Origin of the sequence: Streptomyces harbinensis (assembly GCF_900116145.1) — a bacterium.
In the GTDB taxonomy this organism is placed as follows: Bacteria; Actinomycetota; Actinomycetes; order Streptomycetales; family Streptomycetaceae; genus Streptomyces; species Streptomyces carpaticus.
Window position 1 is genome coordinate 1 of record NZ_FPAB01000016.1, and the last position, 25,875, is coordinate 25,875.

The following is a 25,875-nucleotide window of genomic DNA, read 5'->3' on the forward strand; positions in this document are numbered from 1 at the left end:
CACGGCGCGCGCATCGAGCGCTGCCCCGCCTGCTCCAGCAACTCGACGTCGCCGACCGCGGGGGCCGGCTGATGCACCCGGCCGCCGACACCAGCGCGGACGGACCGCGGGTGCTGGTGACGCTGCCCGACGAGCAGCAGCTGCTCGCGACGGTGCGCCGACGCCGCCACGTACCGGGCCCGGGCCCGAGCTGGTGGTACCTGCTCGAACTCCCGCTGTGGGCGGCCGGACGCGGACCGGACGGCGTGGTGCGGGCCGAGCCCGGGCCGGTGCGGTTCTGGGCGCCCGCCGATGTCTGCGGACCCCTCGAAGGCGAGGACTACGGCGACGTGGTCACCGATCGGCCCCGGGCCCGTACGCCGGTGTTCCTCATCGAGGAGGTCGTCGGCGCCGACACCGGTGGCTCGGAGGGCTTGGTGGTGCACCGCGGGGACTGCGCCGTGCCCACCGGCATGGTCTACCCGGCCGCGCCAGCAACCGCCCGCCGCGCGGCAGCAGCTGGCGCGGCCCGGTGCGAGATCTGCGCACCCCCTGAGCCATAGAGCAACAACAGGCCGTTTTGCCATCCCGAGGAATGGCGAGCCAGAGCAAGCCAGAGCCAGGGGACACGATCCTGCCGTGGTTCGTCGCTCTCATTCGCTCGCTGTGCAGGTGCGGCAGCCGCGGTCTGGGTCGTACCGGGTGCCGCAGCGGCAGGTGGGCCAGCCCGAGCAGGAAGGGCAGGTGGTGTACGGGGGGCTGACGGGTACTCCGCACATTCCGGCGCGGCCGTCGCATTCGGTCGAGGGGGGCCGCCAGGTCACCGCTTCGGCCGGGGTCCGCTGGGCCGGGCCGATGGGGACGGCGTCCTGGTGGTCCGTGTCGTCGGCCGGCTCTTTCGGGGCGGGGCGGGGTGGCGGTGGGCAGTGGGTGCAGCGGAGGTCGGTGTCCCACTGCCAGCCGTCGTTGCAGCGTGCGGCGCAGGGGCCGGGGGTGATGAGGTCGGTGAGGATGCGGTCAGCGGGCAGGGAGTCGGCGTCGTCCTCGGTCCGCTGGATGCGGGTGTGGGCGAGGCGGCGGGTCCATCGGCCGGCGACTCGTTCGACGAGGTGTTGCGGGGGGTGGTGGTGCAGTTCCTGGCGGATGGTCGCGATGACCTGTTGCGGGACCAGGCCGTCGGGGCAGGCGCGTACGACGCGGGCGGGCAGGGCGGCCAGGACCATCCGGAGCGGGTCGCCGGTGTTCTCTTTGGCGCCGAGGCAGTCGGCGCACTGGCCTTCCTCCGTGGAGCGGGGGACGAAGACCCGCTCGCGGTGCACCGGCCGCTTCCCTCGCCTGCGCGGAGCCGGCGGGCGGACCGGTGCGGGTTCCGGCGGGGGGTTGGCCGCCAGGTGGGCGGCGACGGCGTCGTTGTGCGGCTCGGTCGCGGCGTGCCAGGCGGCGTAGGCGGCCATCATGTCGTTCCTGCGCTGGGAGGCGTCCGGGCCGTAGAGGCTGCGGGCGGCGGCGCGGGCGGCCTCCGCGGCGGGCGGGCTGATCTCGCGCAGCGCGGCGAGATGGTGCCGGATCGGGGCGGGGAAGTCCGCTTCCCCGGTGTCCTCGTCGCTGTCGTCGGCGGAGCTGCCGGGGGTGATGACGGCCGGCTGGGCGGGCGGCTCGGGCTGGGCGAACTCGTACCGCGGTGCCCGGGGTTGGGCGGGCTGGACGGGCCCGCCGCAGGTGCGGCACTTGCCCTGGCACTCGCGGCACCCTTCTTTCGACGGCGTCGGTTTCCGGCAGCGTGGGCACTCCTGCCGGCAGACGAGACACAGGTGGTCGTCGGGGTGGGGTTCAGGCAGCCGCCGGTGCTGGCAGCGGACGCACTTGTCCGTGTCTGCCAGCGGGTCCGTGGTGTTCAGCACCGGCGCGTCGGGGCATCGGCCGCACTGCACGACGGCCCGGCTGGCACTCGGGTTGCGGAGCGTGCTCATGAGGTTCTCCCATTCGGACACGGTCGGCAGCGTACGGGGGTTGTCCAGTCGCCGGTGACGAACCGGTCGGATTCATCATTCATCGCGCACCCGCCGCTACGGGAAGGCTCTTTGCGCGGCAGCGGACGCACAGGCCGTGCCGGTGGGGGCGGCCGCAGGGAGTCCCGTCCCAGCCCGGGCACCGCGGCACCACCGGGGCCGTCGCCGTCGCCGGGCTGGTCGTGGCCCCGGTGCCGGCACGGCAGTCCAGGCACAGCGCGGAGCGGCCGACGGCGCGGCCGGTGCAGGTACCGCCGTGGCCGGTGCACCGGCGGGCGGCCCCGGGCGCAGGGGCGGGGGCGGGGTGGAGGGTTTCCTGGATGGCCACGGTCCGGTTGTGGAGGAGGTATTCGGCGGTGCGGGTGCGAGCTGCCGCTGCGACGTGCTCGGCCGCCGCCCGCACCTCATCCCGTGTTCCGGCGGCGGGACCGTGGGAGAGCAGGGAGGTGGTGCGGGCGGCGGCGGCCTCGGCCCTGGCGGCCGGTGCCCCGCCGAGGAAGGCGAGCGCCCGGAACCGGGCGTCGTGCACGAGGTTCGAGGCGGTCAGCCACACGGCCGCCATGGTCATGGCGTCATCGGCTCCCCGGCTGCGGGCCTGCGCCCGGGCCCTCTCCAGCTCCAGGTCGACGGTGGCCCGGGCGTGGGCGACCAGGCGGGTGACCTCCCCGGAGTGGGTGGGGTCGGTGACCTGGCCGGCCACCACGGTCATCACGAACTCGTCCCGCAGCCCGGCGACCTGCCGCCGGCTGGCACACGTCCCGCACAGACCGCCCGAGCCCGGGGCGCCGCAGTCCTCGCACGGCAGCGCCTGCTGCGCCTCGGCTTCCGCCGCCCGGCGGGCAGCGGCACGGGCGTACATCGCCTGCTGTTCAGCGCGGAGCTGGGCGTCGCGCTGGTGGCGGCGGATGGTCTCGGCCGCGTCGGCGGTCACCTGCGCGTGCAGGCGCCGCTCGGTCTCGGCCCGGCGCTCGGTGCCGGTGGCGTCGGGCAGCTCGGCGGCGACGGCGGCCTCGATGACGCACCGCTGCCCGCGCCGGAACCCGGCGACGTCCGAGCAGTTCGTGCACTTCCCGCCGGCGCCCAGGAGCACGCCGTCATCGCACCGGGGGTCCGAGCAGCCGCGGCGCGGCAGGCCGCGGGCCCGCAGCCAGCCGATGACGTCCCGGACCCGCTCGGGCCCGCCCTGCATCGCCAGCCGCCGGTCCAGGCGCCGGCCGATGACGAGCTGCGCCAGCTCCGCGGCCTGCTCGGGGCTGTCCGCGGCCACGACATCGGCGGCCCGCCGCAGCTCGTCCCGAACGGCGCGGGCGGCGACCGCCCGGGCCCCGTCGCTGGTTAGCCGCCGCCACAGGGGCTCGATTCCGTCGAGTGCGAGCAGCAGATCGCCGGGGATCTGCGGGCCACCGGCCCACGCCGGTACGTCCCGCCCGCTGCTGCTGCTGCCGCCGTTGTTGCTGGTTTTCGCCGGGGAGATGTCGGGCTGTGGCTGTTCCCCGCGCAGCGGGCCCTCTCCCGGGGCGCCGGCGGTGGTCACATCGGCGTCGGCCTGGTGCCGGTCGGCGTGCTGGTCCTCGCGCCCGCGCGCGTCACCCCGCCGACCACCTTCACCATCGACGGCAGAGCCGGAACAGCCACAACCATCATCCGCACCATCAACAACATCCTCAGCCTCAGGTGCGTGCTCAGCGTGAAGGGATACGGAACCGTCGGAGCCGAAATCCGCTTCGGCGGGGGCGTCCTGACCGCCTGTGACCTGCGATTCCGATGTTACGGATGGTGCCTGCGGGGGGATTTGGTCCCGGGGTACAGAACCGTCGGACGGCCGGGGCGCAAAAAAACGGCCCCCGGGGCGGCCCTGAACCCGGCGCGCGGACCTCAGCCGCTCGTGCGCGTCCCGCACCGCCGGGACGACCAGACGGCCCTGCCAGCCTCCCGGCAGTTCCACCACGCCCTCCGCGACCAGACGCTCCAACACCGCCCGGCCACCGGCCGCCTGACACCCCAGCAGCCGGCCGGTTGTCGCGGCCGCGCGACCGTACCGGCGCTGCACCGCACCCGGGCAGAGCCGCACCGACCCGTCCGGGCGGGCAGACAGCACCAGCAGCAGCAGCGCGAGCCGGTCCGTCGCCGCTCCCCCACCGGTGCGCCGGCCCAGCAGGCCCGGCTCCGTCACCGAACCGTCCCGGTGGACCCAGCCCGGCCCGAACACGGCCTCGCACAGCCGCAGCAGCGTCGCCAGCTCCGGCCGCGACAGCCGCAGCGGATCATCCAGCCGGCCCTCGTGCCGGGCACGCCGCAGCGCCTCCACCTCCCACCGGATCCCCCGCGTCCGGCCGCGCTCCGCGCCCGGCGCCGGTGAGGCCTCCACGTCGGTGCTCCGCACAGCGCTCTGGAGCCGCGGCCGGACCTGGGTGCACACGGTCTGCCGGCTCACCCCGACCCAGCGGCCCAACTCGCCGGCGGTCAACTCCACCTGGAGCGTCGCCGCGTTCGTCCGCGCTGCCAGCACGACGGTCGCCGTGCGCATGGAGTCGGACGCCCCGGCGAGGCCGGAGTCGCCGAGCAGCGCCAGGAGAGCGCGCAGCATCCGCTGCCGCGTCCGCTCGGTGAGCGCCAGGTCCTCGGTCGACTCCCACACCGGCGGCGCCTCCACCACCCCGGGATCGCGCCGGGCAGCCCGGGGCCGGGGAAGCGGGGCGGTCGCCGGCCGTGCGGCGGTCGCCGTGGCCGCGCTCATCGCAGCCCTCCGCAGGTCAGGCGGGAGGTGTCGGCGGAGGCACGTTTGTGACTCCCAGGGGGTGTGATGTATGTCACATTTGAACGGGATGGGGCGCCGCAACCTGCGGCAATCCCCCCAGAGGGGGTACTGGCCAGGCCGTGGCCGACCTGACAAGACGCGCGGTGCTCGTGCACTATGGCGATACCAGCCTTCATATGGATCAACGCAGACGGGCCCCCTGGCAGGGGCAAACAAGCAGCGATTCGTGTGGTGGACCCAGAAGCGGACCTCCTTTCCTTCGGTTCGGTTCGGATCGGTTCAGTTCAGTGCTGGTGTTCCGGAAGCCCTTGGCGGGGACTCCGGAGCGGGGTCGTGCGCAGCACCGCGGTGCTGTGTGTGGCTGACTGCGACGCCTCTTGGCGGGGGCCCGCAGGTGGATCGGTACTTCGGTACTGCTGTTGGACCCGGACGGGGCCCGTGTGGTCCTGGCTAGGGACCGTGTGTGAATCAGCGGCTGACGCCGCAGCTCAGAACCGGCGGGAACCGGGATCTGAGCGGCCGACCAGGTGGTGCCTGGTCGGCGAGACGGGCTGCGCGAGGCCGGAGGGTGGCTAGTCCTCCTATCGGCACGCGCGGCCGATGGCCAGCTAGGTCATCCCGACCCCCTCGAATCCGAAGGCTGAGTCGGCATGCGCGAACACACCCGGATGACGTGATCGCGATGAAGGAACGGCGTAGCTGCGCGTGCGGTTCCGCACGGGCGGGTAGCCTGCATCCCGCGAGCACCTCCTTTCCAGGTGTGTCGCCCAACGAGGCCAAGCCCCGTTCGACACCCCCGCGGACCGCGCCCGGTCCCGGGGGTTTCGTCGTTTTGGATCATTCCTGCGCCCAGCCTAGCGGTACAACCAGACAGATTTGCGGGACGAATTGAAGAAGCCCGCAAGGAATTCGAAAGCGCGTGCCAGACGGGGAAAATCACTGCCCACCCCGCAGTTCGCGCAAGTGCGCGATGAACGCCTGGGCCTCGCTGGCATCGGCGTAGTGGAACTGCAGGGCCTGCCCGAGGTCGGCGGCCACCATCGCGAGCGAGGGCAGCGACTTCCGGTCGCCGGCGAGGGCCTTCTCCCCATACGCGAGCGCGCTGTCGAGGTCGCCCTCGCGGGCCGCCACGACTCCCAGGGTGACCCGGGCCTCCGCGTTCCGCATCGGCGAACGCTCCGTGCCGTCGAAATCTGTCCCTGCCCGGATCACCTGGTTCGCCAACTGTTCCGCGATGCGGTTCTCCCCCACTCGTCGCAGTGCATCCATCCGATAGAAGTCGTACTTGCCCGGATCAACGACGAAGTGGTTCTCAATGTTCTCCGGGTACGGAAGACGCTCCAAGAGCTGACGTCCCTTGTCCAGCGCCACCTCGGTCTGCGACCGGTCCCCCAGGCGCGCCCACGCCTTGGCTTGTTGCGCGTACAACTGCGCGGCGACGCTCTCGTTCGGGGCCACGGCGAGGCCGGCCTCCGCCGCGACGATGACACCGCGGTAGTCGCCGCGGGTGAGCGCGAACCAGGCGCGCATCTCGTGCGCCCACCCCTGCACGCTCAGCTCCCCGGCCTCCTGACCGAGCATCAGCGCGGCCTGCCGCGTGGCCTCCGCATCTCGAGGCCGGCCGGCGTCGTACTCGACGCAGCCCACCAGCAGCGACAACTGTCCAGCGAGCGCGACGAGCTCGCGGTGCTGCGCCAGGCTGATCCGCTGGTGCTGGAGGCCGACCACCCGGGCGAGCCACGCCCTGCCCTCCAGCAGCAGCTGGTCGGCGGGCATGTACGCGTACTCGCAGCACAGCCGATCCGCGGTGATCCGCAGCGCGTCCAGCGTCGCGCCGTCGACATCCGACGCCCGCAGCCGAGCGATGATGTCCACGGTGTCCATGCCGCTGACCTGCAACACCTCCGCGCGCCCGTCACGCCGACCACGCTCGGGGAAAAACGCGCCGGTTGTCGTTCCGAAGGTCTGGGCGATGGCCGACCGGTACTTCGTCGGTTGGCTCTCCCCCGCCTCCCAGCGCTTCCACTGCCGCAACAGGTCCTGCTCACTGCTCACGACCTGGTCAGCGGGGAGACGAGCCATCAGCGCGCGGACGGCATCGGTCTGCGACCAGCCGCGCGCCGCGCGCTCCTCAACCATCCGGCGTGCCCAGTCCGGACGCTCATCCATGGTCGATCCCCTTCTTCGTGGAGCGGACGTTGGCCTTTCGGCGGTCGAGCATGGCACGCCCCCTGGGGCCGGCGGAGGTGACAACTGCAGGTGACATTCGGGATGTCACCAGTGCTCGTCACTTTCGGCTGGCCGCTATCGGACGCACTGTGTGTGCTGTCCAGGCGACCCCAGGGGGCATACATGTCATTCAGAAGCGCTGTCCGTGAGGATCGTGCTCCAGCGGAGGATGGTGGCCCCGCCGGCGACTTTGACGGCGACCTCCACCACACGATCGTCTGTCAAGGTCACCGTCCGCACGACCTGGCTCACCACAACATCGCCAGCCGTCAGACCGAGGTGTTCCTTCTCTGCGGTGGTGGCGAGGCGAGACGTCACCTCCTCCAGTACGCGAGCCTGAGCAACCCCCAGTCGCGCGGCCGCCAGCTCACGCGACCCGCCGGTCGAAATCGGTTCGGCAAGTTCGGGTGCCGCCGCGATCACGTAGGCGGGGTAGTAGGAGCTGCTGAGGTGCACTGGCGCACCGTTCCGGCTGACGAGTCGTCGACGGACGTGGACCGGGGTGCCCGGTGCGACGTCAAGGCGGGGCGCCACCAGTTCGTCGGCGCCGACTGTGCCTACCTCGAGGACTCGGGAGATTTCGCCGCCGTCCAGCGCCTTCCCCGTCGACTCGTACAGCCGCACGCGAGTACCGATGTTGTTACTCATCGGTCCGACTACCACCGTGCCGACTCCCGGCTTCGCGGTGGTCAAACCTTCCATCCTGAGGGCGCGGTAGGCCCTGTTCGCCGTCGTCTGTGCGACGGAGTAGCGCTCACATACCTGTCGCAGCGACGGCATGGTGTCGCCTGGCTTCAGCGTCCCGTCCTGGATCTGCTTGCGATAGTCCGCGGCGATCTCTGCGTATCCGACTTTGTTGGGCATACCGGTCTCCTCTCTCGCGCTCGCGTGTCATTGCACCTCCAGTGCAGCTCTACACGTAGAAGAGTACGCCACGCGAGGTTCTAGCGCTACCACTAGCGCGATGCGGCGCTAGTGGTCTACATTGATGTCAGGCGCCGCTGGGTCACCAAGCGGTATCCCTCTCGGATGCCTTCGCCCAGCGTCGCCCGCAAGTCCGTAGGAAGTCGTCCGCCTCGCTCGAGGTGGCCGGGGTTGATGCACCACCTAATCCCCCGGGGACGGCTCCCTACTGCACGTCGCAGCGCTTGCGCTGTCTGTCTCCCAGGGCGCCGGCCACCGTGCCGTACGGCCTGGAGGGCGGAGAGAGCACGCGACGCACGCTCTCCCCTCTCTTCCCCACCCTCCATGAGGAGATCCGCCATGGCCGCAACCACCGCGCCCACCGCCCGCAAGCGTCCCCGCCGCACCCGCACCAAGCGAGTCAGCTTGCTCCCCGCTCTCCAGCTCTCCCAGCTGCTGCCCCAGCACATCGACCTGCGCAACCCGCTCCGGGCCGTGCTGGTCTGCCCCGACTGCAAGACCTGGTGCCCGATCACCGGCATCCAGGCCCGAGTTCAGAAGCTCGTCCCGCACCACACCGGCCGGGCCGGCGTCGCCGCTGCGACACGCTGCCGTGGCAGCAACCGCCGCATCGAGTGGGACATGACGATCCCGGAGTGGCGCGAAGCCCTGGAGGACGCCATCCAGCAGACAGCGTCCCGGCGGCCGACCCAGGTGACACCCAAGCCGACGGCGACGCCCGCGCCCGCCGTCAGCCAGATCGCCGCGCTGAAGCAGCAGCCGCAGGCCTCCGACGGCGACGGCGAAGAGGCCGGCGACCGGCTCAACTGGCTGGTGCGCGAGATGGGCTGGGCTCGTACCGAGCAGGCCGTTCGGGAAACCGACGCACGCCGCGCGCAGATCCCCGCCAGCAACGTCCCGGAGCGTCCCTCCCCAGTCCCCCTCGAGACGCTCCGCCCCAGGCGCCGCGCCCACTGACCGACCCGGACGAACACTCACGGCTGGCCACCCCGATCCGATCGGGGTGGCCAGCCGTGGCTGCTCGTACGACAGCCCGCACACGCGACAGCCCCGGCGACCTTGGAACCCCCGGGGCTGTCCAGGACCTGAACTGGAGGACCTGATGCCCAACAGCATCCCACGGAACAACGGCGACTCCGACCCCGACATGGACGAGGCCCTGCGCCGCGTCCGGCAGGGGAAGTGACCGGTATGGACTGGCGCCACAACGCGATCTGCCGCGACGAAGACCCCGACCTGTTCTTCCCCCTCAGTAACACCGGCCCGGGACGTCTGCAGACCGAGGTCGCCAAGGCGGTCTGCCACCAGTGCCCCGTCATGGCGCAGTGCCGGCAGTGGGCGCTGGAGTCCCGTCAGGACTTCGGCGTCTGGGGCGGCATGTCCGAGGACGAGCGCCGCGTGCTGAAGCGCCGCGCCGCCCGCAGGCGGGCCCCGAAGGTTGCGACCTGACCGCTGCGACCGTCCTGCGACCGCTCGGACGACATCGCCCCCAGCCGGAGAACCGGCCGGGGGCGATGCCGTGCGGGAGGGCCTCGCAGGGCCCTCTCCCACACCCGGGGTTGCAGCCCCGGGCACGTCAGTCACCGAGAAATGGAGCTCGATTGTGACCGCGACGACGATCATCGCACCTCGGGCGGGGAGCCGCCAGAGGCGTATCAGCCCACTCGTCCCGGCGGCCGGCCCGGCCTGCTGCGGCGTCCCGATGACCCGCCGGGGCAACCGGTGGGAATGCGACGAGTGCTTCGGCTGGGCCACTGCCCACCACCGGCCCGCCGCCGACACCCAGCCCCACCCGCCCATGAACCGGCGTGCCGCCCGCTCGGCCTGCACCCAGGGGCGGTGACCGGCATGCCCAAGCCTCCGAAGGCTCGCTGCTCCACCTGCAACGGATCCGGTGAGGTGATCGTGCGCATCCTCAGCGGCAGTGGAGCCGACCGGCAGGGGAAGGAGCTCTGCTCCACTTGCAAGGGATCCGGAAGGGTCTGACCTGCAACTTTGTTCACTGACCCGGCTATAGGCGCCGCCCGCCGCGCGGTGGCTGCTGCTGCTTCGGTGCTCGCCGAGCAGGGCGTTGGGAGCCCGGCAGCAGCCACCGCTCTTCATCAGGCGCACCTGGCGGTGGCCGGTGCTCTCGACGCCGGCTACCGCGTCGCCGATGTTCACGACCTGACCGATCCGAGACGGCGGTGCCCGAGTATTTCGCCCAGCCCTTGACCCTTCACCTGGCCTGACGGCTGCCTGATCCGCCCGCACCGACCGCCGTATCCCCGGCGGCCGGGCGGTGAGGGGGAACCGGACAGTCCCGGACCCGCCGGCCCGCAGCCGGTGCACACATGAATGAGGAGAGCACGTGAACCAGCCGCAGAAGACGCAGTACATCCGCACCACGGTCCTCTACACCAAGGGCGACTACATCCTGTTCCGCGACCCCGAGCTGTTCTGGCTCGGCAAGCCCGGCCACACGTTCGTCGGCCGCGTCGAGCGGTCGTATCCGTCCGCCGACGACAGCAAGATCCTCTACGACGTCATGGACCTGAGCGTCGGCTGCTTCCGCAAGGGGATCGACCCCGACTACATGCGGCTGCTCCCGGCGAACGACGCGATGCACGACATCGACACCGCGCCGCTCAACGGCGCGGACGCCGGAGCGATGAGCCCGGCCGCCGTTGCCTGGCTGCGCCAGTACCTCCAGCAGAGCAGCGCCCCGCTCCCCCGGCAGTCCTGACCGGCTACGCGCAACGGCCCTCCGAGCCCTCGGCACTCGAGATGCCGGGGCCTCGGAGGGCCTTGCCATGACTCTACCGACCCCGCGGTGGCCTGGCGCCCCCGAACACAAGAGAAGAGAGGACAAGTCCCGTGGCCAAAGCCACCTCCCGGCGCAAGCGTAAGACCGCCCCGGCCGCCGCGAAGACCCCCACTACCCGAAGCCGCCAGGGCGCCAAGAACCCCAAGGCGCCGGCCCCGTCGCCGGCCGCCGGGCCGGCCCCGGCGAACAGCACCGAGGAGAACACGCCGGTGGTGTTCGAGGAGGCCGCCCCGGTCCTGGCCGACGCCGCCGACCGCGCGGCCGACCTGCGGGACATGGCCGCCGACGACGCCGCGCACATCATCGCCACCGGCGAGACCCGCGCCGCCCAACTGCTCAGCTCCGCCCGCACCGAGGCCGCCGCCATCACCGAGGCCGCCACCACCCAGCACGCGCGCCTCCTCGCCGACGCCCAGGCCGCCGCCGACCAGCTGCGCGCCGAGGCGGGAAGCACCGCGGCCGGCGAGGCCGAGAAGGTCCTCGCCGACGCCGAGAGGGCGGCCGAGGGCATCCTCAACGAGGCGCGCCAGCAGGCCGACGCGGCAGCGAGCACCGCGGCCGACAACGCCGGCCGGGTCCTCGCCGACGCCAAGACCTCGGCGGAACGGCTGCTCAACGAGGCCGGGACTGCCGCTGATCGGCTGCGCGCGGAGGCGGCGAGCACCGCGGCTGGCGAGGCTGAGAAGGTTCTCGCGGACGCCCGGGCCGCCGCCGAGCAGCTGCTCAGCGAGGCCCGGTCGGAGGCCGACAACGTCACGGCGGCTGCGGCCGGCGAGGCCGACCAGGTCCTCACGGACGCCAAGGTGGCCGCCGAGCAGCTGCTCGCCGGCGCGCGCCGGCAGGCGGAGAAGGTCGCCACCGAGGCGGCTGCGGACGCCGAGCAGACCCGTGCCCAGGCGGCGCAGGCTGCCGAACAGGCCCTGGCCGCCGCGGAGAGCGCGCGCACCGAGCTCCTCGCCGGCGCGGAGCGGGCCGCGGCTGAGACCCGGACCCGGGCGGCCACCCAGGCCGACCAGGTGCTGGAGCAGGCGCAGACGGAGGCGAGCCGGCTGCGGGAGAGCGCCCGGGCGCAGGCGGAGCGGGTGCGGGCCGCTGCGGAGAAGACGGCCTGCGAGCTGCGTGAGGACGCCGACCGGGAGCGGGAGGCAGCCCGTGCGGATGCGGAGCGCGCCCGCCAGCTCGCCGAGGAGGACATCAAGCGGCTGCGGGCGACCGCGGACGAGGACGTCGAGCGCCTGACCAACACCGCCCGCGCGAAGGCCGACCGGCTCCTGGCCGACGCTCGCGCCCAGCGGGATGCGGAGCAGGCGGAGATCGAGGAGGCGCTGGCCGCTGCCCGGCAGCGGGAGGAGGACGCAGAGGTCACGCTGAAGGCCGCCGACGAGCTCCTGGCCGAGGCCGCCGCCCGGATGAAGCGCGCCACCAACAAGACCGAGCGGGCGCGAGAGCGCAAGCGGATCCGGCTGGAGGGCCGCCAGGAGCGCCGGGCAGCGAAGGACGCCCGGCGGGCGAAGGTCCGCGAGGAGCGGGCCGCCGCCCGTGAGGGACAGCCCACGGTCTCCGCCCGCTTGAAGCAGTTCCTCAGGGTCAACGCGGAGCGGCTGATGGTGATCGGGCCGATCACCGCGCCGATGGCGGTGGCGTGGACCGGGCAGGCCGGGTTCGCCGAGGACATCCTCGGCTGGGTCATGCCGTTCACGATCCTGTTCGCCGCCGCCTGGGAGCTCTCGACCGCGTTCGTCGGCTGGATGTACCACCAGGCGCGCCAGTCCGGGGACGCCGGCACCCTCTACCGCGTCTCCACCTGGTTCTTCGCCGGTGTCGCCGCAGTCATGAACTTCTGGCACGCCTCCGAAGCACCCAACGGGAAGCAGATCTGGGACCAGGACGCCCAGGCGTGGGTCCAGGAGATGACGTACTGGAACTTCACCCCGAAGGCGGTGGCGTTCGCGGCGATGTCGATCACCGGCATGGTGCTGTGGGAGCTGTACGCCTCCCTGATCCACCGCCGCAAGCTCCGCGCGGACGGGAAGGTCGCGGCGGCCCGGCCCTCGATCGGGGTGGTCCGCTGGTTCCGCTACCCGGTCCGCAGTTTCACCGCGTGGTCCCTGGCGATCACCGACGCGGACCTGACCACGCTGGACCGGGCCTGGACCGCGGCCGGTGTGGAGCTCGCGGACCGCAAGGCGCTCAAGGCGGACCGCAAGGCGTTCAAGGAGGGCCTGGCCCTGCACCGGGTGGTGGTCCCTCAGGTCCGGACCGCGGACCACGGTCCGGCCGCGATCCCCACGGTGCTCACCCTGACCCGTACGGACCGGCCCGGACCGGTCGAAGGTCTCGTTCCGGTCCGGCCGGTCCAGACCGGCGGGTATCCGGTCCACTCCGGTCCGGCCGACCGGAACGCGGTCCATGGCCCGGTCCGGACCGGCGGACCGGCGGACCGGACCGGCGGACCGGACCTCGCCCTGGAGTCCGGGGCGGCCGGTCCGCACGGCGCTGACCTGCGGACCGCGCCCGGTCCGGACCGGACCGGCGGGGCCGTGCCCGCCTCGCGGACCGGACCGGCGGGCTACGGAGTCACGGTCCGGACCGGCGAAGCTGCGGTCGGACCGGGGACGACGGACCGGCCCGGACCGGACCACCGCGATGCCCCGGGCAGCGAGTTCGGCCCGGACCGGATCGAGGACGGCGGTCCGGACCGCACGGTCATCACGCTCACGGACGTGGAGCGGACCGCGCTGGACCAGCTGCGGACCGAGGAACTGCCGCTGTCCCGGTCCAACATCGCCAGGGCGGTCCGCAGCAAGGGCGGGAGCATCTCCACGGACCGCGCCGGGCAGATCGCGGTCGCTCTCCGGCAGTACGCCTGACCCGGACCGGACCGGCCACGGACCGGGCTTGGACCGCCACCGGACCGGCCCCGGACCGCGTTGGACCGGTCCCGGTCCGGACCGGTCGATGTCCTGCCGCTCATGGTCGCCACCGGTCCGCGCTCCCCCACCGGGGCGCGGACCGGCGACGGCCACGGCCGGCAGGCCACCCGCCCGCACCCGCCCCCAACGGGGCGCGGGCGATCAGCCCGATACCCACACGATCCGAACCGGAGGAATCTCCATGAACCTCACCGTCCGCCGCGCGTTATCCGTGGTCCTGGCCGCCGCTGTCGGCGTGCTCCTGGCGGCGCAGCTGACCGCCTACGACGTCGATACCCCGCTCCTGCTGACCGCCGGACTCGGCGTCGCCGGCGCGGTGGGCGCCGCGCTGATGCCGGCAGCCGGCCCGTCCCGCGCCGACACCTGTCCCCGGTGTTCGGCCGTCACCGAGGACCATTCGATCCGGCGCTGACCCTTCGACGGCTTCATTGGCCACCGGGCCCAGCCGGTGGTCTTTGAAGGCGCCGGGCGTTCCCGCGCTGACCACGCACCCCACCACCCACGCACTCCTTGACCAGGGAGAGGAACAACCCCATGCCCGAGCAGCCCCAGGACACCGAGCGGCGGCTGAAGAACACCGAGCAGCTGCGGGAGATCGCCCGCAACCCTGACGCGTTCGCCGCGCTCTTGCAGGACTACCAGCGGGTCCTGATGGACATCCGGCCGCTCCTGGAGGTGCTGCGGGACGAGACCCGGCTGTACTGCCGGGGCGTCCATGTGGAGGGCGACCGGGGCTACCACCCCCGGCAGCGGTCCCGGCAGGTCGAGGCCCCGCTGAACCACGCGCTGAAACTGATCAACCGGCTGCTGAGCGACCTGGAAAAGAGCGCTCACCGGCGCCGCGCTCACGACGAGAAAGTCGAGGAGACCGCACGGACCAGAAGGGAAAAGGAATTGGAGAGGGCGAGGAAGAAACGGCAGAAACTGGCTGCCGTCCCGCAGCGGGAAACCCCCCGGGTTGAACCGGCGCAGGAACAGCAGTACAGTGAGCCCACTTCCCTTTCCGACCTGGGCAGGAGGTCCGCGTGACGCGGCCCCTGACCAGTGATGAGAAAAGCCGCAACAACCGTAAGTCCTGGTATCGCGGCGAGGAAAAGAAAGCGCGTGAGACGCGCGGCGAGGTCGGGGCCATGGAATTCTGGCTCCGGATCACCCGATCAAGAATCGTGAAAGAGACCCGGGCTGGGCGCAGCGACGTCGTCCCGGGTTTCGGCCTGGTCGTCCGGCTGTTCCTGGCGGCCATGGAGCAGCGGGCCGCCGGTGACGGCCGCCTGTGGGCGGACCTGATGCACAACGCGCAGGCCGTCCTGGAGCAGCACAAGCACGACTGACCCGGCGCCACTGTGCGTGACGCGAGGCCCGCCCGGATCCCCCGGGCGGGCCTCGCGCGCGTAATGCGTGCACGCGTGCCCGTGCACGCGTGCACGCGAGGCTCACGATCTGTCAAGTACCCAGGAGGGAGAAGTTCGCCGTGTCGCAGGACGAGGATGGCCCGGGCCACGGGGAGGGCGAGGAGGAGGGAGCGAGGGTCTACCACCTGCCCTCCGCCGATGGCGCGGATGGAGCGAATTCCAACTACGTGCGGCTGAAGCCGCTGACGACCGCGTCCTACGCGGATTCCTCCGCACCGGATCCGGAAGACGATGAGGACGATGACGGCGAGCAGTCGGACATTGTTCTCCCCGCCACGCCGGAGCCCACGGACCCGGGTGAAGTGCTCCGCTCGTATTCCGGTGGTATTTCCTCTCGTGACGCCGATTCAGAAGACGGCGGCGAGGCGGAGGAAGAGGAATACGACGAGGAATACGACGGGGAATATGAGGAGCCCGGGGAGTGGCGGTCCTTTTCCGACCGGATCGGAGACTGGATCGGGGAAAGGGTCGATACCCACCGGGAAAGGCGGGAGGCGGAAGCGCCGCTGCTGCAAGCCCAGATCGCGCGGAAAGTCGCTTTGCTGGAAGGCCAGACCCAGAACGAAACGGAGATGGCCAAGCTCCGGGGAGAGCTGGCCCGCGCCCGGCAGCAGAAGTCCGGCGGCGGGCAGGCGGACAGTGCCGGCGGCTCCAAGTCCCCGCGCAGCCCGGGCGGCTCCTCGCGGTCCTCCGACTCCGGGACGGGCCCGGGCGGGAAGACCGGCAGCGGGCGCAAGGACGGTGCCGGGCGGCGGGGAGACACCTCGACGGGTTCCCGCAGCGACAGCGCCGGACCCCGGCCCGACAAGCGCCCCAACAACCCCGGGAAGGGCCCTGACCGGCCCTCTGACAGCCGAACCCCGCAGAACCGGGGGAACGGAGCGGGCGGCAGCGGCGGAGGCCGCCACGGAGGCTCAGGCAGCTCCGGAGGCGGCAACAGCCGCAACAGCGGCGGGGGGAACGGCCCCGGCAACGGTCCCGGCGGCAGCCGCAACAGCAGCGGCAGCGGCGGGGGCGGGGGCCGGGGCAACCGGGGCGGGGACAACCACACGCCGCCCAAGAACCCGGCGCCGGGAGCCGGACAGGACCCGCGCCCGTGGAACCGGGACCCCAAGCCGCCGCGCGAGCCGCGGAAGGACAGCAAGCCGGACCGGAAGCCCGATCCGGCGGCGGACCCCAAGACCCAGCGGGAACCGAAACCGGACCTCAAGCCGGACCCGAAAGCCAAGCCCGGCGCGAAGCCCGATGCGAAGCCCGATGCGAAGACGGGGCCGAAGGGCAGCGAGGACACGACAACGGTCATCCCGCCCGACAGCACCCAGAAGCGCCCCTGGAAGAAGAACGCCGGGGCGGGCGCGAAGAAGACCGACAGCCCGAAGGACAGCAAGACCGGCCCGAAGGACGGCTCCCCGTCCCCGAAGAAGACAGGCGAGGGCCCGAAGCCGGCCGCCGGAGGCGAGGGCGTCAACCTCCGCAAGAACAAGAAGAAGCCCAAGGGCAAGGAAACCGGCCAGCGGCAGGAACAGGGTCCGGCCGGCGGGGCGGAGAACCCCGGGACGCCCCCCACGAAGGAATCCCCGAAGCCGGGCCGCGGCGACGAGCCGTCAGACGGGGGGTGGTCCGGCTACGAGGGCGACTGGGAGCGGGAGCGCGACGAGCAACGGCGGCGCGTACGGGAGTGGATCCGCGAGCGGCGGGAGAAGCGGGAGAAGGCGAAGCGGGACCGCCAGCGGGTGAAGGACGAGCGGGAGCGGGAGCGGCGCGCCCGAGGTCCGCTGCGCGCCGAGGACATCGGCTGGTGGCAGGACGGCCGGGACCGCACCCCGCCCGGCGGCGCCGGCGGGGCGGGGCCGTCCGGGCCGGCACCGATCGCGCCGGGGCCGGCGAGTCTGCCCCCGGCTCCCGAGCCCCACACCCAGCGGCCGGGGACCTCCCGGCCCGAACCCGCCCCCCAGAACCAGGGCCAGGGCCTGGATGAGAACGAGGGCAGGAAGGACTCGAACATGCCCGGTACGGACATGGTTGCTACCGAACAGACACCGGACAGCGCCCTGGCGGTGAACGACCAGGGAGGCGGCCTCGCGGCTCTCCGGGACGAGGCGCCCGCCCCCGCCGCGCGGCCGGCGGCCGGGACCGTGCGGCGCGTGGTCCAGCAGCCGATGGCCATGCAGCACCGCACGGACATCACCCTCGAGGAATACCTCACCGAGATCGCCGCCATCGCGGACGGCGCCAAAGAGCTCCAGGGGCGCGCGGCGGCCACGGTCACGTTCATGGAGGAACTCACCAAGCTCCTGCTGTCCATGGCCGGGGAACTCGGTGAGGACCACAACATCGACAGCCGCGTGACCGACGGGATCACGACGATGGCCGGCCACGCCCCGGGCGTGGCCCGGCTGTGCGAAGCGGCCAGTTCCGCATACGCCGAAGCGGCGGAGACCGCGCTCGAAGCGGCCCGGCGGGTGGCGGCGCTGTACCAGGCGGACATGGAAGCGGTCCACGAGGCCGGCCTGCTCTCCGCGTCGGCGGCCCGCCACCACGAGTGAACCGGTGAATGACCCGAGAGAGGACAAGCAGTGAGTGTGCCCCAGCCCGTGGACATCAACAGCAGGACGTACGAGAGCGTGCAGCGCCTGCTCGGTGAGCTGCACCGGCTCCTGACCGAGGGCGAGCCCGAAGTCGAACGCATCAGGCAGGCCACCAAGGACCTCGCCGACCGGGCCGTACAGCTGGCCGTCAAGATCGACAACGCCGATCTCGAGTCCTCGCACGTGACCCTCACCGAGGACACCAGCCTGGACCTGTTGGACGCTCACCGCGCGATGAAGCTGCTGAGCGGCGTGTCCAAGCAACTGGCGACCGAAGTGAATGCGGTCCGGGTCCGCCACCAGCAGCTGTACTCGGGGCTGCACGAGGTCCGCAAGGGCCGCCGGGAGAAGACCCCCAAGCCCGGCTTCTTCACCTGACCACCACCAACACCACTGTCCCGTGAAAGGGGGGCCCGGCCACCGCGGCCGGGCCCCCCTTCACCACAACCACCGTGAAAGGAGCCTCGGGTGTTCATCCCGGCCACCCCCCGCCGCGTCAAGCTCGAACGCCTCGCCTACGCCCTTGCCGCCCCGGCCCTGGTGGGCATCCCGCACTGGGCCCCCGGAGGGCCGGCCGACACCGTCATCGTGGGCGCCGGACTCGCCGGAGCGCTCGGCACCCTCCTGGCCGGCAAGAGCGACGCCCCGGGCCGCACCGTCATGCGCTGGTCGCCCCTGTCCACCTCCCTCGCCCTGCGCATCGCGATGGAGACCACCCCCGAGCACATCGCCTCACACCCCGGCTGGCTCCTGGACGGCGCCCTGGGCGCGCTGTGGGCGGCGGCCGGCTGCCTGATCACCCCGCTGTCCGGCTCCGCCCGCCACCAGCACTTCCCCGCCCGCGCCATTCCCGCACCACCCGTCCCCACCCCCCGATCGGTGCTGCGCGCGCTCGAACCCGCCGTCCCCGCCGCTCCGGCGAGCAGCGGCGACCCGTTCCTGGACGGCGTGCGGCACCTGTGGCGCCGGGCCGGAAACCCGGCGGAGACCGTGGTGGTCAAGGCCACCCGGCACCAGGGCACCCGGCACGACCTGACGATGCTGCTGATGGCCTCACAGCAGGGCCGCCCGATCAAGGGCCTCACCCACGCCGACATCGCCGCCGCCCTCGGCACCAGCGAAGACGTCGTCACCATCAAGCCCGTCGGCCGCCAGGAAGACGGCCGCCAGCAAGGCCCGGGCTGGCTGGAGGTCACCGTCACACCCCAGGCCCACACCCGGCGCCGCGCCAAGCCCACCACGCACGAGTGGTGGGCCGACCGCATCGGCTGCGACCGCGGGCCCATCCCCGGCTCCACCTTCGTCTCCAAGACGCGGAACGAGGACCGCGGCGTCGTCTACTGGCGCGCCCGCCTCGAGGACGCCGCCGACGAACCGGACGTGAACCTGCGGGCACTGTGCAAGGCGCTGGGCATCCCCCACGCAGATGGCCGGGTGTTCGTCACCGTCGACGGCCCGCACGTCCTGATCGCGGTGTGGGACATCTCCCCGCTGGCCGTCGTCTACCCGGCAACCCGCGAACTGCTCACCCCCGGCCCCGACGGCCGGTGGATCCTGGGCTACCTCACCAACGGCCAGCCCGCCCGCGGCCGGGTCTTCACCGACCGCGGCGCCGCCCACGGCCTGTACGTCGCCCCCTCCGGAGGCGGCAAGACCCAGCTGATGGCGCTGGGAGTGTGCGCGGACGCCAACTACGGCGCCACCGTCTGGCTGGCCACCGAAGCCCCCGACGAGAAGACCGCCGCGCTCGGCCGGCACATCGACCGGCAGGGCACCGGCCCCCTGTACATGGTGCGCGCCCTGCGCGCGGCGCTCGCCCTCATGGACATCCGGGCGAACATGCCCTGGGCCGACGGGCAGTGCCACGACTGGCACCCCCAGGCCGTCGGCTGCCCGTACACGCCGCTCAGCCTCTACCTCGACGAATTCCTCTCCGCCGCCCGCGACGGCCAGTACGGGCCGGAGATCATGGACCTGGCCGAACAGGTCTCCGTCAAGGGCCGCAAATACGGCATCGGCATCAAGGTCGCCGGCCAGTCCGTGTACGTGCAGGACGGGTTCACGCAGCTGCTGAACGAGAACCTGCGCGCTCTCAGCGTGCCGGTCGTGCTGAACGTCGCACCGAAGAAGATCGCCGACATGTTCAAGGCACTGGGCATCAGCCCGGAGAACATCCCCGAACCCCTCCCCCGGTCCTTCACCAAGGCCGATGAGGGCCGCATCGAGCGGATCATGGCCGGGGAACCCGAACCCCCGGTCGACTCCAACACCGGCGGCGTCGGCTGGATCATCGAATCCGTCAAGCCCGAGGTCATGCGCGCCCTCTACATGGACTTCGGCGCCGGCATCGCCCACCTCTTCCCCGAGCAGATCGGGCGCCTCACCGCACACGAGATCGCCGAAATCGACGCCCGAGACCTGTGGGGCGACTGGAACCGGCCCGACGAGCAACCGGACGACGAAGACCCCGACGACGACGGCACGCCCAGCCCGCGCCGCCGCCAAGGACGGGGCGCGACCGGCCGGCACCTCGGATCCGCCCAGGAAGCCCTCGCCCTGATCAAGAAACTCGAAAAGCTCAGCTGACCCCGCTGCTGGCCGGCCCGCACCCCGCAGCCGCGCCCTCCCCGCCCACACCGGGCAGGGAGGGCGCACCCACGACCACCTCCAGGAGCACACCGCCGATGAACACCCCCGCCGCCTCCAACGAGTCCACCACCGCCGGTGCCGCCGGCCCGGCTCGCACGGAAGCCGAGGCCGCCGCCGAGGCCGCCCGCCTCCTCGCCGAGGCCTACAGCTCCACCGCCCCCGTCGCCACCCACTACCGCGACATCACCCCGGTACCCGCCCAAGGGGACGCCGTGCCTCACCCCCAGCCCGGCCGGCCGCCCATGTCCCAGCGGGCCACCGACCACGCCACCCTCGTCCTCGCCTACTCCATCGGATCCCTGCCCCTCGGCGCCGCCACCTCCCTGGTGCTGTGGTCCCTGTCCACCGTCTCCCCCACCACCCTCGCGATCGCCGCCGCCGCCCCGCCCGCGCTCCTCGCCGCCGTCGGCATCACCGCCAAACTCATCAGCCGCGCCGTCGCCGACGGCGCCGCAGCCCTCCCGCCCACCGTCCATCACCACCACACCGGACCCACGAACGTCCAGCACGTCCAGGTCCACGTCGAGAACGACACCCGCTGGTTCGGCCGGACCACCAACCAACTCCCCCCGCAGTAGCCGCGGCCCGCCCGCCTCGTACCGGACCCCACCCCCCAGGGCGGCCCGCCGGTACGGGACAGGCAGCCCGCCAACCGACGGATGCCTCGTCCACCAACAAGAAGAGGGAGCCGAGATGAACACCGACAACAACAGCAACGAGCAGACCACCACGAACGAGGTCTCCGGCGAGGTCGCCGCCGACACCGTCGTCCAGGCCAGCACCGTCCACATCCAGCAGGTCGGCGAGGGCCACGCCATCGTCGGCAACGTCTACGGCGGCCTCCACTACAACTCCAGCCCCAAGAGCTGACCGCTCCCGATACCTGCAAGCACACCCCCCGGCCGGGCGGCCCACCAGGACCGCCCGGCCTCCGCCTGCTCCCGCCCAGACACGAACCGAGGACACCGTGTTCGCCGACCTCCTGCTCCTGCTGTACGTCGCCCACCTGCTCGCCGACTACCCCCTCCAGACCGACCACCAGGCGCAGCGGAAGGCCGGATGGACGGAGGGACCGGGCGACCCGCACCCTGGCCGCCATCACCACGGCTGGGGAGCCAACGCCATCCACGCCGCCACACACATCGCCGCCTGCGGAACCGCGCTCCTCATCGGGACGGCCGTCCTCGGCTGGACCCTGCCGCCCCTCCCGGCCACCGGGGCGCTCCTGTGGATCGGTACCACACACAGCCTGATCGACCGCCGCTGGCCGGTCGCCTGGTGGATGCGCGTCGCCCGCCAACAGCAGTGGGCGCAGCACGGCGGCGCGGCCCACGTCGACCAGGCCCTGCACATCACGGCCCTGGCCATCGCCGCCCTCGCCCTGACCGCCGTCACGACCTGAACCGACCAGCCGCCCGACACCCGCAAGCCCCGGAAGGGACGTCATGAGCGACGAGAACATCGAGACCATCCGCTACACCGCCGACATCGTGCTGGTCGCCGAGGGCCACGTGCTCCTGATCGAGCGCGACTGGCCCCCGTTCGAGGGCCGGTGGGCCCTGCCCGGCGGGCACGTCGACCCGGGCGAGACCAGCCTCCAGGCCGCAGTCCGCGAGCTGCTGGAGGAGACCGGCATCGAGGTCCTGCCCGCCGAACTGCGGCACATCGGCCGCTGGGACGCCCCGGGCCGCGACCCGCGCGGCCGGTACGCCACCGACGCCTACGTCGCCGTTCGCCCGGAGCGGGACACCCCGACCGCCGGCACCGACGCGCGTGCCGCCCGCTGGTGGCCGCTGCCCGCGCTGCCGCCGCTTGCATTCGACCACGACCGCATCGTCGCCGCGATCACTCGCTGACCCGGCCTGCCCGGCCGGGCAGGCCCTTTTCGAACGGAGAGACGTCATGGTCACGGTGATCAGCAAGACCCGGCTGCGGCAGCTGGCCGAGGCCGCCGCAGCCAGCGAGAGGGCCGCAGCCGCCGCCGCGAAGCAAGTAGAGGACGCCGAGTACACCCTCGCCGGCACGGAGCACAAGAACTGGGAGCTGCTGGAAGAGCGGCGCTGCCTCAAGGCACAGATCGCGGAACTGACGGACCGGATCGCGGAACTGCACGAGGAGCTGCGGCTCGCCGGGACCGGAGTGCACCAGGACGTGGCTGAGCAGCTGCGGCTGCTGCGCTGGGCGATGGGCGGTCTCAACCCGGCGCGGGTGAGCGAGGTCCAGCAGCACCTGGCGGTGATGGCCGTGCAGGTCCTGGTGGAGCGCGCAGAGGAAGAGGCCGCGCGCACGGGTGAGCCGGTCGCCGGCATGTGGCTCGCGCTCCGGACGCTCATCCTCGGCACCCGCTCCAAGGACCTCACCCACACCGTCCAGCCCTCGGCCTGAGGGCTGCCTACCCCGGCCGTCGAGCACGGCCGGGGCGCGGGGAGCACCGCACTGGTCGCCCGCGCCGCCAAGCTGCTCCGCAGCTCCCTCGCGGACATGGCGCAGGAGTACCGCCTGTCGTAGACCTCACCACCCACGGCCCCTGCCAGCACTACCTGCTGGCGGGGGCCGTCGTGCTGACTGCCCGCCACCACCCCGGCCCCGCACGCCGGTCGCCGGGGTGGTCGCAGGGAGCCAGACCCGGCCCCGTACCACCCACCTCGAAGGGACCCCCAGCATGCAGTTCTTGGACCGCACCGACCACCGCATCGCCGGTACCGACCACGCCACCCTCCTCCTCGCTGAGGGCGTCCTGGTGATCGCCGACTGGGAGCTCACCGAGCAGGCCCCCGACAGCGACGGCCGCGTCTACATCTCGCTGCGCGGCTGGGCGGCGAACGTCACCGGCTCCGGCGACGTGACCGACCCGTACACCGCGCCGGTCCAGGCCGGCAGGGCCCACCTGGTCCGCGCTGATCTGCGCGGTCGCCAGCCTGTCATCGACCGCCACGTCCACCTCGACTACTACCCCGTGGGCGGCCCGGGCGGGCGCACCTGGGACCACCCCGGCTACCTGGCCACCGTCACCTGGGCAGACCGACGCGTCGACAGCAACGGCGACCCGATCCATGAGGACGAGATCGGGCGCACCGAGTGGACCGACCCGGCCACCGGCCGCACGTACGACCTGACCGACGAGTATCTGCCAGCTGGCACGATCCGCCGCGCACCGCACCAGGGCGGCCTCAGCTGGCGGCATTTCGACCGCTGGAGCGGCGGGGTCCCGGTGCTCCAGCTGTTCGTTGGCGACAACACGATGCCCAGCAGGGACTCCAAGCTGATCACGGACGGCGAGTGGGTCCGGCTCGCCGACGCCCCCGAGTTCAAGTTCGTCGAGATCTAGCGCCCAACCCTGCGGCCCCTGCCAGCGACCTGCTGGCAGGGGCCGCCGCGCTCCTGACTGCCCGCCACCACCCCGGCCCCGCACGCCGGCCCCCGGGGTGGTCGCAGGGAGCCAGCCGGCCCCGCACCACACCCTCCGAGAGGAACAGACAGATGAGCCCGTACGACCTCACCCCGCCCGGAGCCGTCGTCACGATGATCGGGCCCCCCGCATCGGGCAAGACCACGCTCGCCCGTGGCCTCGCCGAGTGGATGCGCCCCGGCGCCTGGGTCAACCTCGACGCCCTGCGCGAGTACGCGGTCGGCGACGCCGCCGACATGGCCGCCACCCCCACCGCCGTCGCCCTCCAGGACTTGATCCTCGGGTCCCGGCTCGCCGCCGGGATCGGCACGGTCGTCGACTCGACCAACCTGGACCCCTGCCGGCGTGCGGACCTGCTGGCGCAGGCCCGCCGCTGGCGCCGCCCCACCCTCGCCATCCTCCATCCCACCCCGCTCGCCGTCTGCCTCGTCCGCAACGCGGCCCGCGAGCGGGTGGTGCCCGAGCACGTCATCCGGCAGATGCACGCCCAGCTCCCCACGGTCGAGCAGCTGCTCGCCGAGGGATTCGACCGCGCCCTCACCGCCACCCAGGCCCGGGCGATCCTCACCGGGGAGGAGGCAGCTGGTGCGCGCGTGTGATGACGACCCGACCGGCGCCCGGCACGGCATCCCCACCTACCCGTGGCGCCAGGCGCCGCGCGGCCTGGCCACCCGGCGGCAGCTCGCCGACCTCGGCCTCCGCCCCGGCGGGCAGCCGCCGGCCGCGCAGATCCTGTGCCGCCGCGGCCAGCGCGTCGCCTACCTCTACCGCATCGACCTGGCGCTGCCGAAGCGCACGCCGACCCTCGCCCAAGAAGAGGCCCTGGACAAGGCGATGGCCGCCCGGCAGACCTGCCCGCACTGCCACATCCGCTACCCGTACTGCCTGCCCCTGCGCACCCTCGGCTCCTGCGCGCCGTGCGCGGACGGCCTGGAGCAGGCCGCCTGAACCCCCTGCTTCCCGCCCCTGAGGGCCCGGCCGACCGGCCGGGCCTCTCTTCGTCTCGGAGGAAGACCACATGAAGCTGTCCGTTTCCACCACTGCCCTGGCCGCAGCCGCCACGACGGCCGCGAAGGCGTTGACGGCGAGGCCGGCGATCCCGGTGCTGGCAGCCCTAAAACTCGCCGCCACCGGCAGCCGGCTGACCATCGCCGGGTTCGACTACGAGACCAGCACCACCCAGGAGATCGGCGCCACCGTGCACACCGGCGGGGAGGCGCTGGTGCCCGGCCGGCTGCTCGCGGACATCGCCCGCCTGCTGCCCGGACACGAGGCCGCCATCGAGCTCAACGGGCCGATGGTGGAGATCACCTCCGACACCGCCTCCTACACCGTCCACACCCTGCCGCTCGACGAGTACCCGTCCCTCCCTGACCTGCCCGCCGCCTCGGGCCGGGTCGACGCCGCCCTGCTGCGTGCCGCGATCGGACAGGTCGCCCCCGCCGCAGACACCAACGGTCAGATCCCCATGCTGACGGGCGTGCTGGTGCAGGCCGACGCCACCCACCTCACCCTCGTGGCGACCGACCGCTACCGCATGCCGGTGCGGCGCATCCCCTGGCAGACCGAGATGACCGAGCCCGCCTCCGCCATGGTCTACGCGACGACCCTCCAGGACCTGGCCGCCGCCCTCCCCGAAGACGAGGACGGCACCGTCGACCTGGCCCTGCCGTCCGGCAAGTCCGGTCTGTTCGGCGTGCAGTTCGGCAGCAGCCGGATCACCACGCGGGTGCTGGACGCGGAGATGACGCACTGGCAGCGCATCATGGCCGCCGTCGCGGCCCTGCCCATCACCCTGCGGGTGCAGACCGCCGCCCTGGCTGCCGCAGTCAAGCGTGTCGCCGTCGTCGCGGAGCGGGCGCAGCCCATCCGGCTCGACATGACCGCCGGTCGCGTGGAGCTGGTCGCCGGCACCAAGGACGAGGCCCGCGCCCGCGACCGGATCGACGGCGACCTCACCGGCACCAACGACGCCCTGTCGATGTGCTTCAACCCCGCCTTCCTCGCCAGTGCGCTGGCGGCGGTCGACACCGACGAGGTCGAGATCGGCATCAGCGCCCCGGCCAAGCCCGCGCTCCTCACCCCCGCCACCGGCGGCGAGCCGGCCGACAGCCCCCTGCGCTACCTGCTGATGCCGATCCGCCCCACCAGCTGACCACCACCTCCGCCATCAAGGAGC

Annotated in this window: 24 protein-coding genes; 20 read left to right on the forward strand and 4 right to left on the reverse strand. The window is 72.7% G+C overall.

Going from position 1 to position 25,875, the window contains the following annotated elements:
- The coding region (locus BM385_RS25545; protein WP_093844486.1) for a DUF6233 domain-containing protein at positions 1–542 on the forward strand (542 nt) is incomplete at its 5' end.
- 90 nt (positions 543–632) lie between these two features.
- Here the strand turns inward: BM385_RS25545 and BM385_RS25550 are convergent.
- From BM385_RS25550 to BM385_RS25575, 4 genes are all read right to left on the reverse strand, one after another.
- Positions 633–1,970, reverse strand: coding sequence for a hypothetical protein (locus tag BM385_RS25550; RefSeq protein WP_139275237.1), 1,338 nt, complete (start codon positions 1,968–1,970; stop codon positions 633–635).
- Between the two features lie 58 nt (positions 1,971–2,028).
- Positions 2,029–4,725 carry a hypothetical protein gene (locus BM385_RS27365; protein ID WP_175543107.1) on the reverse strand — a complete coding sequence of 899 codons (2,697 nt, stop codon included), beginning with the start codon at positions 4,723–4,725 and terminating at the stop codon, positions 2,029–2,031.
- Between the two features lie 957 nt (positions 4,726–5,682).
- A complete protein-coding gene (locus tag BM385_RS25570) occupies positions 5,683–6,915 on the reverse strand; it encodes an NsdA family TPR-like regulatory protein (protein WP_093844491.1) in 1,233 nt (410 codons plus the stop codon).
- A 186-nt stretch (positions 6,916–7,101) separates the two neighbouring features.
- The gene (locus BM385_RS25575; protein ID WP_093844492.1) at positions 7,102–7,839 is read right to left on the reverse strand and encodes a GntR family transcriptional regulator; all 738 of its coding nucleotides are present in this window, start codon (positions 7,837–7,839) and stop codon (positions 7,102–7,104) included.
- Positions 7,840–8,238: 399 nt separating this feature from the next.
- On the opposite strand from BM385_RS25575, the gene BM385_RS25580 reads away from it, so the two are divergent.
- The 19 genes from BM385_RS25580 to dnaN all read left to right on the forward strand — a co-directional run bounded on the left by BM385_RS25580 (position 8,239) and on the right by dnaN (position 25,851).
- Positions 8,239–8,856: a hypothetical protein gene (locus tag BM385_RS25580; RefSeq protein WP_093844493.1), complete on the forward strand. Its 618-nt coding sequence runs from the start codon at positions 8,239–8,241 to the stop codon at positions 8,854–8,856.
- A 234-nt stretch (positions 8,857–9,090) separates the two neighbouring features.
- Entirely contained in the window at positions 9,091–9,348 is a 258-nt protein-coding gene (locus tag BM385_RS25585) for a WhiB family transcriptional regulator (RefSeq protein WP_093844494.1), read from the forward strand.
- 901 nt (positions 9,349–10,249) lie between these two features.
- Positions 10,250–10,624 carry a hypothetical protein gene (locus BM385_RS25590; RefSeq protein WP_093844495.1) on the forward strand — a complete coding sequence of 125 codons (375 nt, stop codon included), beginning with the start codon at positions 10,250–10,252 and terminating at the stop codon, positions 10,622–10,624.
- Positions 10,625–10,755: 131 nt separating this feature from the next.
- Positions 10,756–13,575, forward strand: a complete 2,820-nt coding sequence (locus BM385_RS25595) for a hypothetical protein (protein ID WP_107407835.1) — start codon at positions 10,756–10,758, stop codon at positions 13,573–13,575.
- A gap of 244 nt (positions 13,576–13,819) precedes the next feature.
- The gene (locus BM385_RS25600; RefSeq protein WP_093844496.1) at positions 13,820–14,050 is read left to right on the forward strand and encodes a hypothetical protein; all 231 of its coding nucleotides are present in this window, start codon (positions 13,820–13,822) and stop codon (positions 14,048–14,050) included.
- A 122-nt stretch (positions 14,051–14,172) separates the two neighbouring features.
- Positions 14,173–14,667 (forward strand): hypothetical protein, encoded by a 495-nt coding sequence (locus BM385_RS25605; protein ID WP_093844497.1) that lies wholly within the window; start codon positions 14,173–14,175, stop codon positions 14,665–14,667.
- Positions 14,664–14,969 (forward strand): hypothetical protein, encoded by a 306-nt coding sequence (locus BM385_RS25610; RefSeq protein WP_093844498.1) that lies wholly within the window; start codon positions 14,664–14,666, stop codon positions 14,967–14,969. Before BM385_RS25605 ends, BM385_RS25610 begins: the two co-directional genes overlap by 4 nt.
- Before the next feature lie 653 nt (positions 14,970–15,622).
- Positions 15,623–17,596, forward strand: coding sequence for a hypothetical protein (locus tag BM385_RS27370; protein WP_175543108.1), 1,974 nt, complete (start codon positions 15,623–15,625; stop codon positions 17,594–17,596).
- A gap of 30 nt (positions 17,597–17,626) precedes the next feature.
- On the forward strand, positions 17,627–18,016 hold the full coding sequence (locus BM385_RS25625) for a hypothetical protein (RefSeq protein ID WP_139275238.1): 390 nt from the start codon (positions 17,627–17,629) through the stop codon (positions 18,014–18,016).
- A 90-nt stretch (positions 18,017–18,106) separates the two neighbouring features.
- Positions 18,107–20,224 (forward strand): chromosome segregation protein ParM, encoded by a 2,118-nt coding sequence (locus BM385_RS25630; protein ID WP_093844501.1) that lies wholly within the window; start codon positions 18,107–18,109, stop codon positions 20,222–20,224.
- A gap of 98 nt (positions 20,225–20,322) precedes the next feature.
- Complete coding sequence (locus tag BM385_RS25635) at positions 20,323–20,865, forward strand: hypothetical protein (RefSeq protein ID WP_175543109.1); 543 nt, start codon at positions 20,323–20,325, stop codon at positions 20,863–20,865.
- Between the two features lie 115 nt (positions 20,866–20,980).
- A complete protein-coding gene (locus tag BM385_RS27375) occupies positions 20,981–21,157 on the forward strand; it encodes a hypothetical protein (RefSeq protein WP_175543110.1) in 177 nt (58 codons plus the stop codon).
- A gap of 97 nt (positions 21,158–21,254) precedes the next feature.
- Positions 21,255–21,689 (forward strand): DUF3307 domain-containing protein, encoded by a 435-nt coding sequence (locus tag BM385_RS25640; RefSeq protein ID WP_093844502.1) that lies wholly within the window; start codon positions 21,255–21,257, stop codon positions 21,687–21,689.
- Positions 21,690–21,732: 43 nt separating this feature from the next.
- A complete protein-coding gene (locus BM385_RS25645; RefSeq protein WP_093844503.1) occupies positions 21,733–22,143 on the forward strand; it encodes an NUDIX domain-containing protein in 411 nt (136 codons plus the stop codon).
- A gap of 46 nt (positions 22,144–22,189) precedes the next feature.
- On the forward strand, positions 22,190–22,672 hold the full coding sequence (locus BM385_RS25650) for a hypothetical protein (RefSeq protein WP_093844504.1): 483 nt from the start codon (positions 22,190–22,192) through the stop codon (positions 22,670–22,672).
- Between the two features lie 277 nt (positions 22,673–22,949).
- Entirely contained in the window at positions 22,950–23,615 is a 666-nt protein-coding gene (locus BM385_RS25655) for a hypothetical protein (RefSeq protein WP_093844505.1), read from the forward strand.
- Between the two features lie 152 nt (positions 23,616–23,767).
- A complete protein-coding gene (locus BM385_RS25660; RefSeq protein WP_093844506.1) occupies positions 23,768–24,295 on the forward strand; it encodes an ATP-binding protein in 528 nt (175 codons plus the stop codon).
- Positions 24,282–24,644, forward strand: a complete 363-nt coding sequence (locus tag BM385_RS25665) for an RRQRL motif-containing zinc-binding protein (RefSeq protein ID WP_254791736.1) — start codon at positions 24,282–24,284, stop codon at positions 24,642–24,644. The genes BM385_RS25660 and BM385_RS25665 overlap by 14 nt, the downstream gene beginning before the upstream one ends.
- 70 nt (positions 24,645–24,714) lie before the next feature.
- Positions 24,715–25,851 (forward strand): DNA polymerase III subunit beta, encoded by a 1,137-nt coding sequence (dnaN, locus tag BM385_RS25670; protein WP_093844507.1) that lies wholly within the window; start codon positions 24,715–24,717, stop codon positions 25,849–25,851.
- Positions 25,852–25,875: the final 24 nt, after the last annotated feature.

Bases quoted from the DNA above. Each gene is read 5' to 3' on its own strand.
- BM385_RS27365 (WP_175543107.1), bottom strand. From the start codon at position 4,725: ATGAGCGCGGCCACGGCGACCGCCGCACGGCCGGCGACCGCCCCGCTT.
- BM385_RS25580 (WP_093844493.1), top strand. From the start codon at position 8,239: ATGGCCGCAACCACCGCGCCCACCGCCCGCAAGCGTCCCCGCCGCACC.
- BM385_RS25645 (WP_093844503.1), top strand. From the start codon at position 21,733: ATGAGCGACGAGAACATCGAGACCATCCGCTACACCGCCGACATCGTG.
- BM385_RS25655 (WP_093844505.1), top strand. From the start codon at position 22,950: ATGCAGTTCTTGGACCGCACCGACCACCGCATCGCCGGTACCGACCAC.
- BM385_RS25605 (WP_093844497.1), top strand. From the start codon at position 14,173: ATGCCCGAGCAGCCCCAGGACACCGAGCGGCGGCTGAAGAACACCGAG.
- dnaN (WP_093844507.1), top strand. From the start codon at position 24,715: ATGAAGCTGTCCGTTTCCACCACTGCCCTGGCCGCAGCCGCCACGACG.
- BM385_RS25575 (WP_093844492.1), bottom strand. From the start codon at position 7,839: ATGCCCAACAAAGTCGGATACGCAGAGATCGCCGCGGACTATCGCAAG.
- BM385_RS25585 (WP_093844494.1), top strand. From the start codon at position 9,091: ATGGACTGGCGCCACAACGCGATCTGCCGCGACGAAGACCCCGACCTG.
- BM385_RS25570 (WP_093844491.1), bottom strand. From the start codon at position 6,915: ATGGATGAGCGTCCGGACTGGGCACGCCGGATGGTTGAGGAGCGCGCG.
- BM385_RS25635 (WP_175543109.1), top strand. From the start codon at position 20,323: ATGAACACCCCCGCCGCCTCCAACGAGTCCACCACCGCCGGTGCCGCC.
- BM385_RS25660 (WP_093844506.1), top strand. From the start codon at position 23,768: ATGAGCCCGTACGACCTCACCCCGCCCGGAGCCGTCGTCACGATGATC.
- BM385_RS25600 (WP_093844496.1), top strand. From the start codon at position 13,820: ATGAACCTCACCGTCCGCCGCGCGTTATCCGTGGTCCTGGCCGCCGCT.
- BM385_RS25650 (WP_093844504.1), top strand. From the start codon at position 22,190: ATGGTCACGGTGATCAGCAAGACCCGGCTGCGGCAGCTGGCCGAGGCC.
- BM385_RS27370 (WP_175543108.1), top strand. From the start codon at position 15,623: ATGGCCAAGCTCCGGGGAGAGCTGGCCCGCGCCCGGCAGCAGAAGTCC.
- BM385_RS27375 (WP_175543110.1), top strand. From the start codon at position 20,981: ATGAACACCGACAACAACAGCAACGAGCAGACCACCACGAACGAGGTC.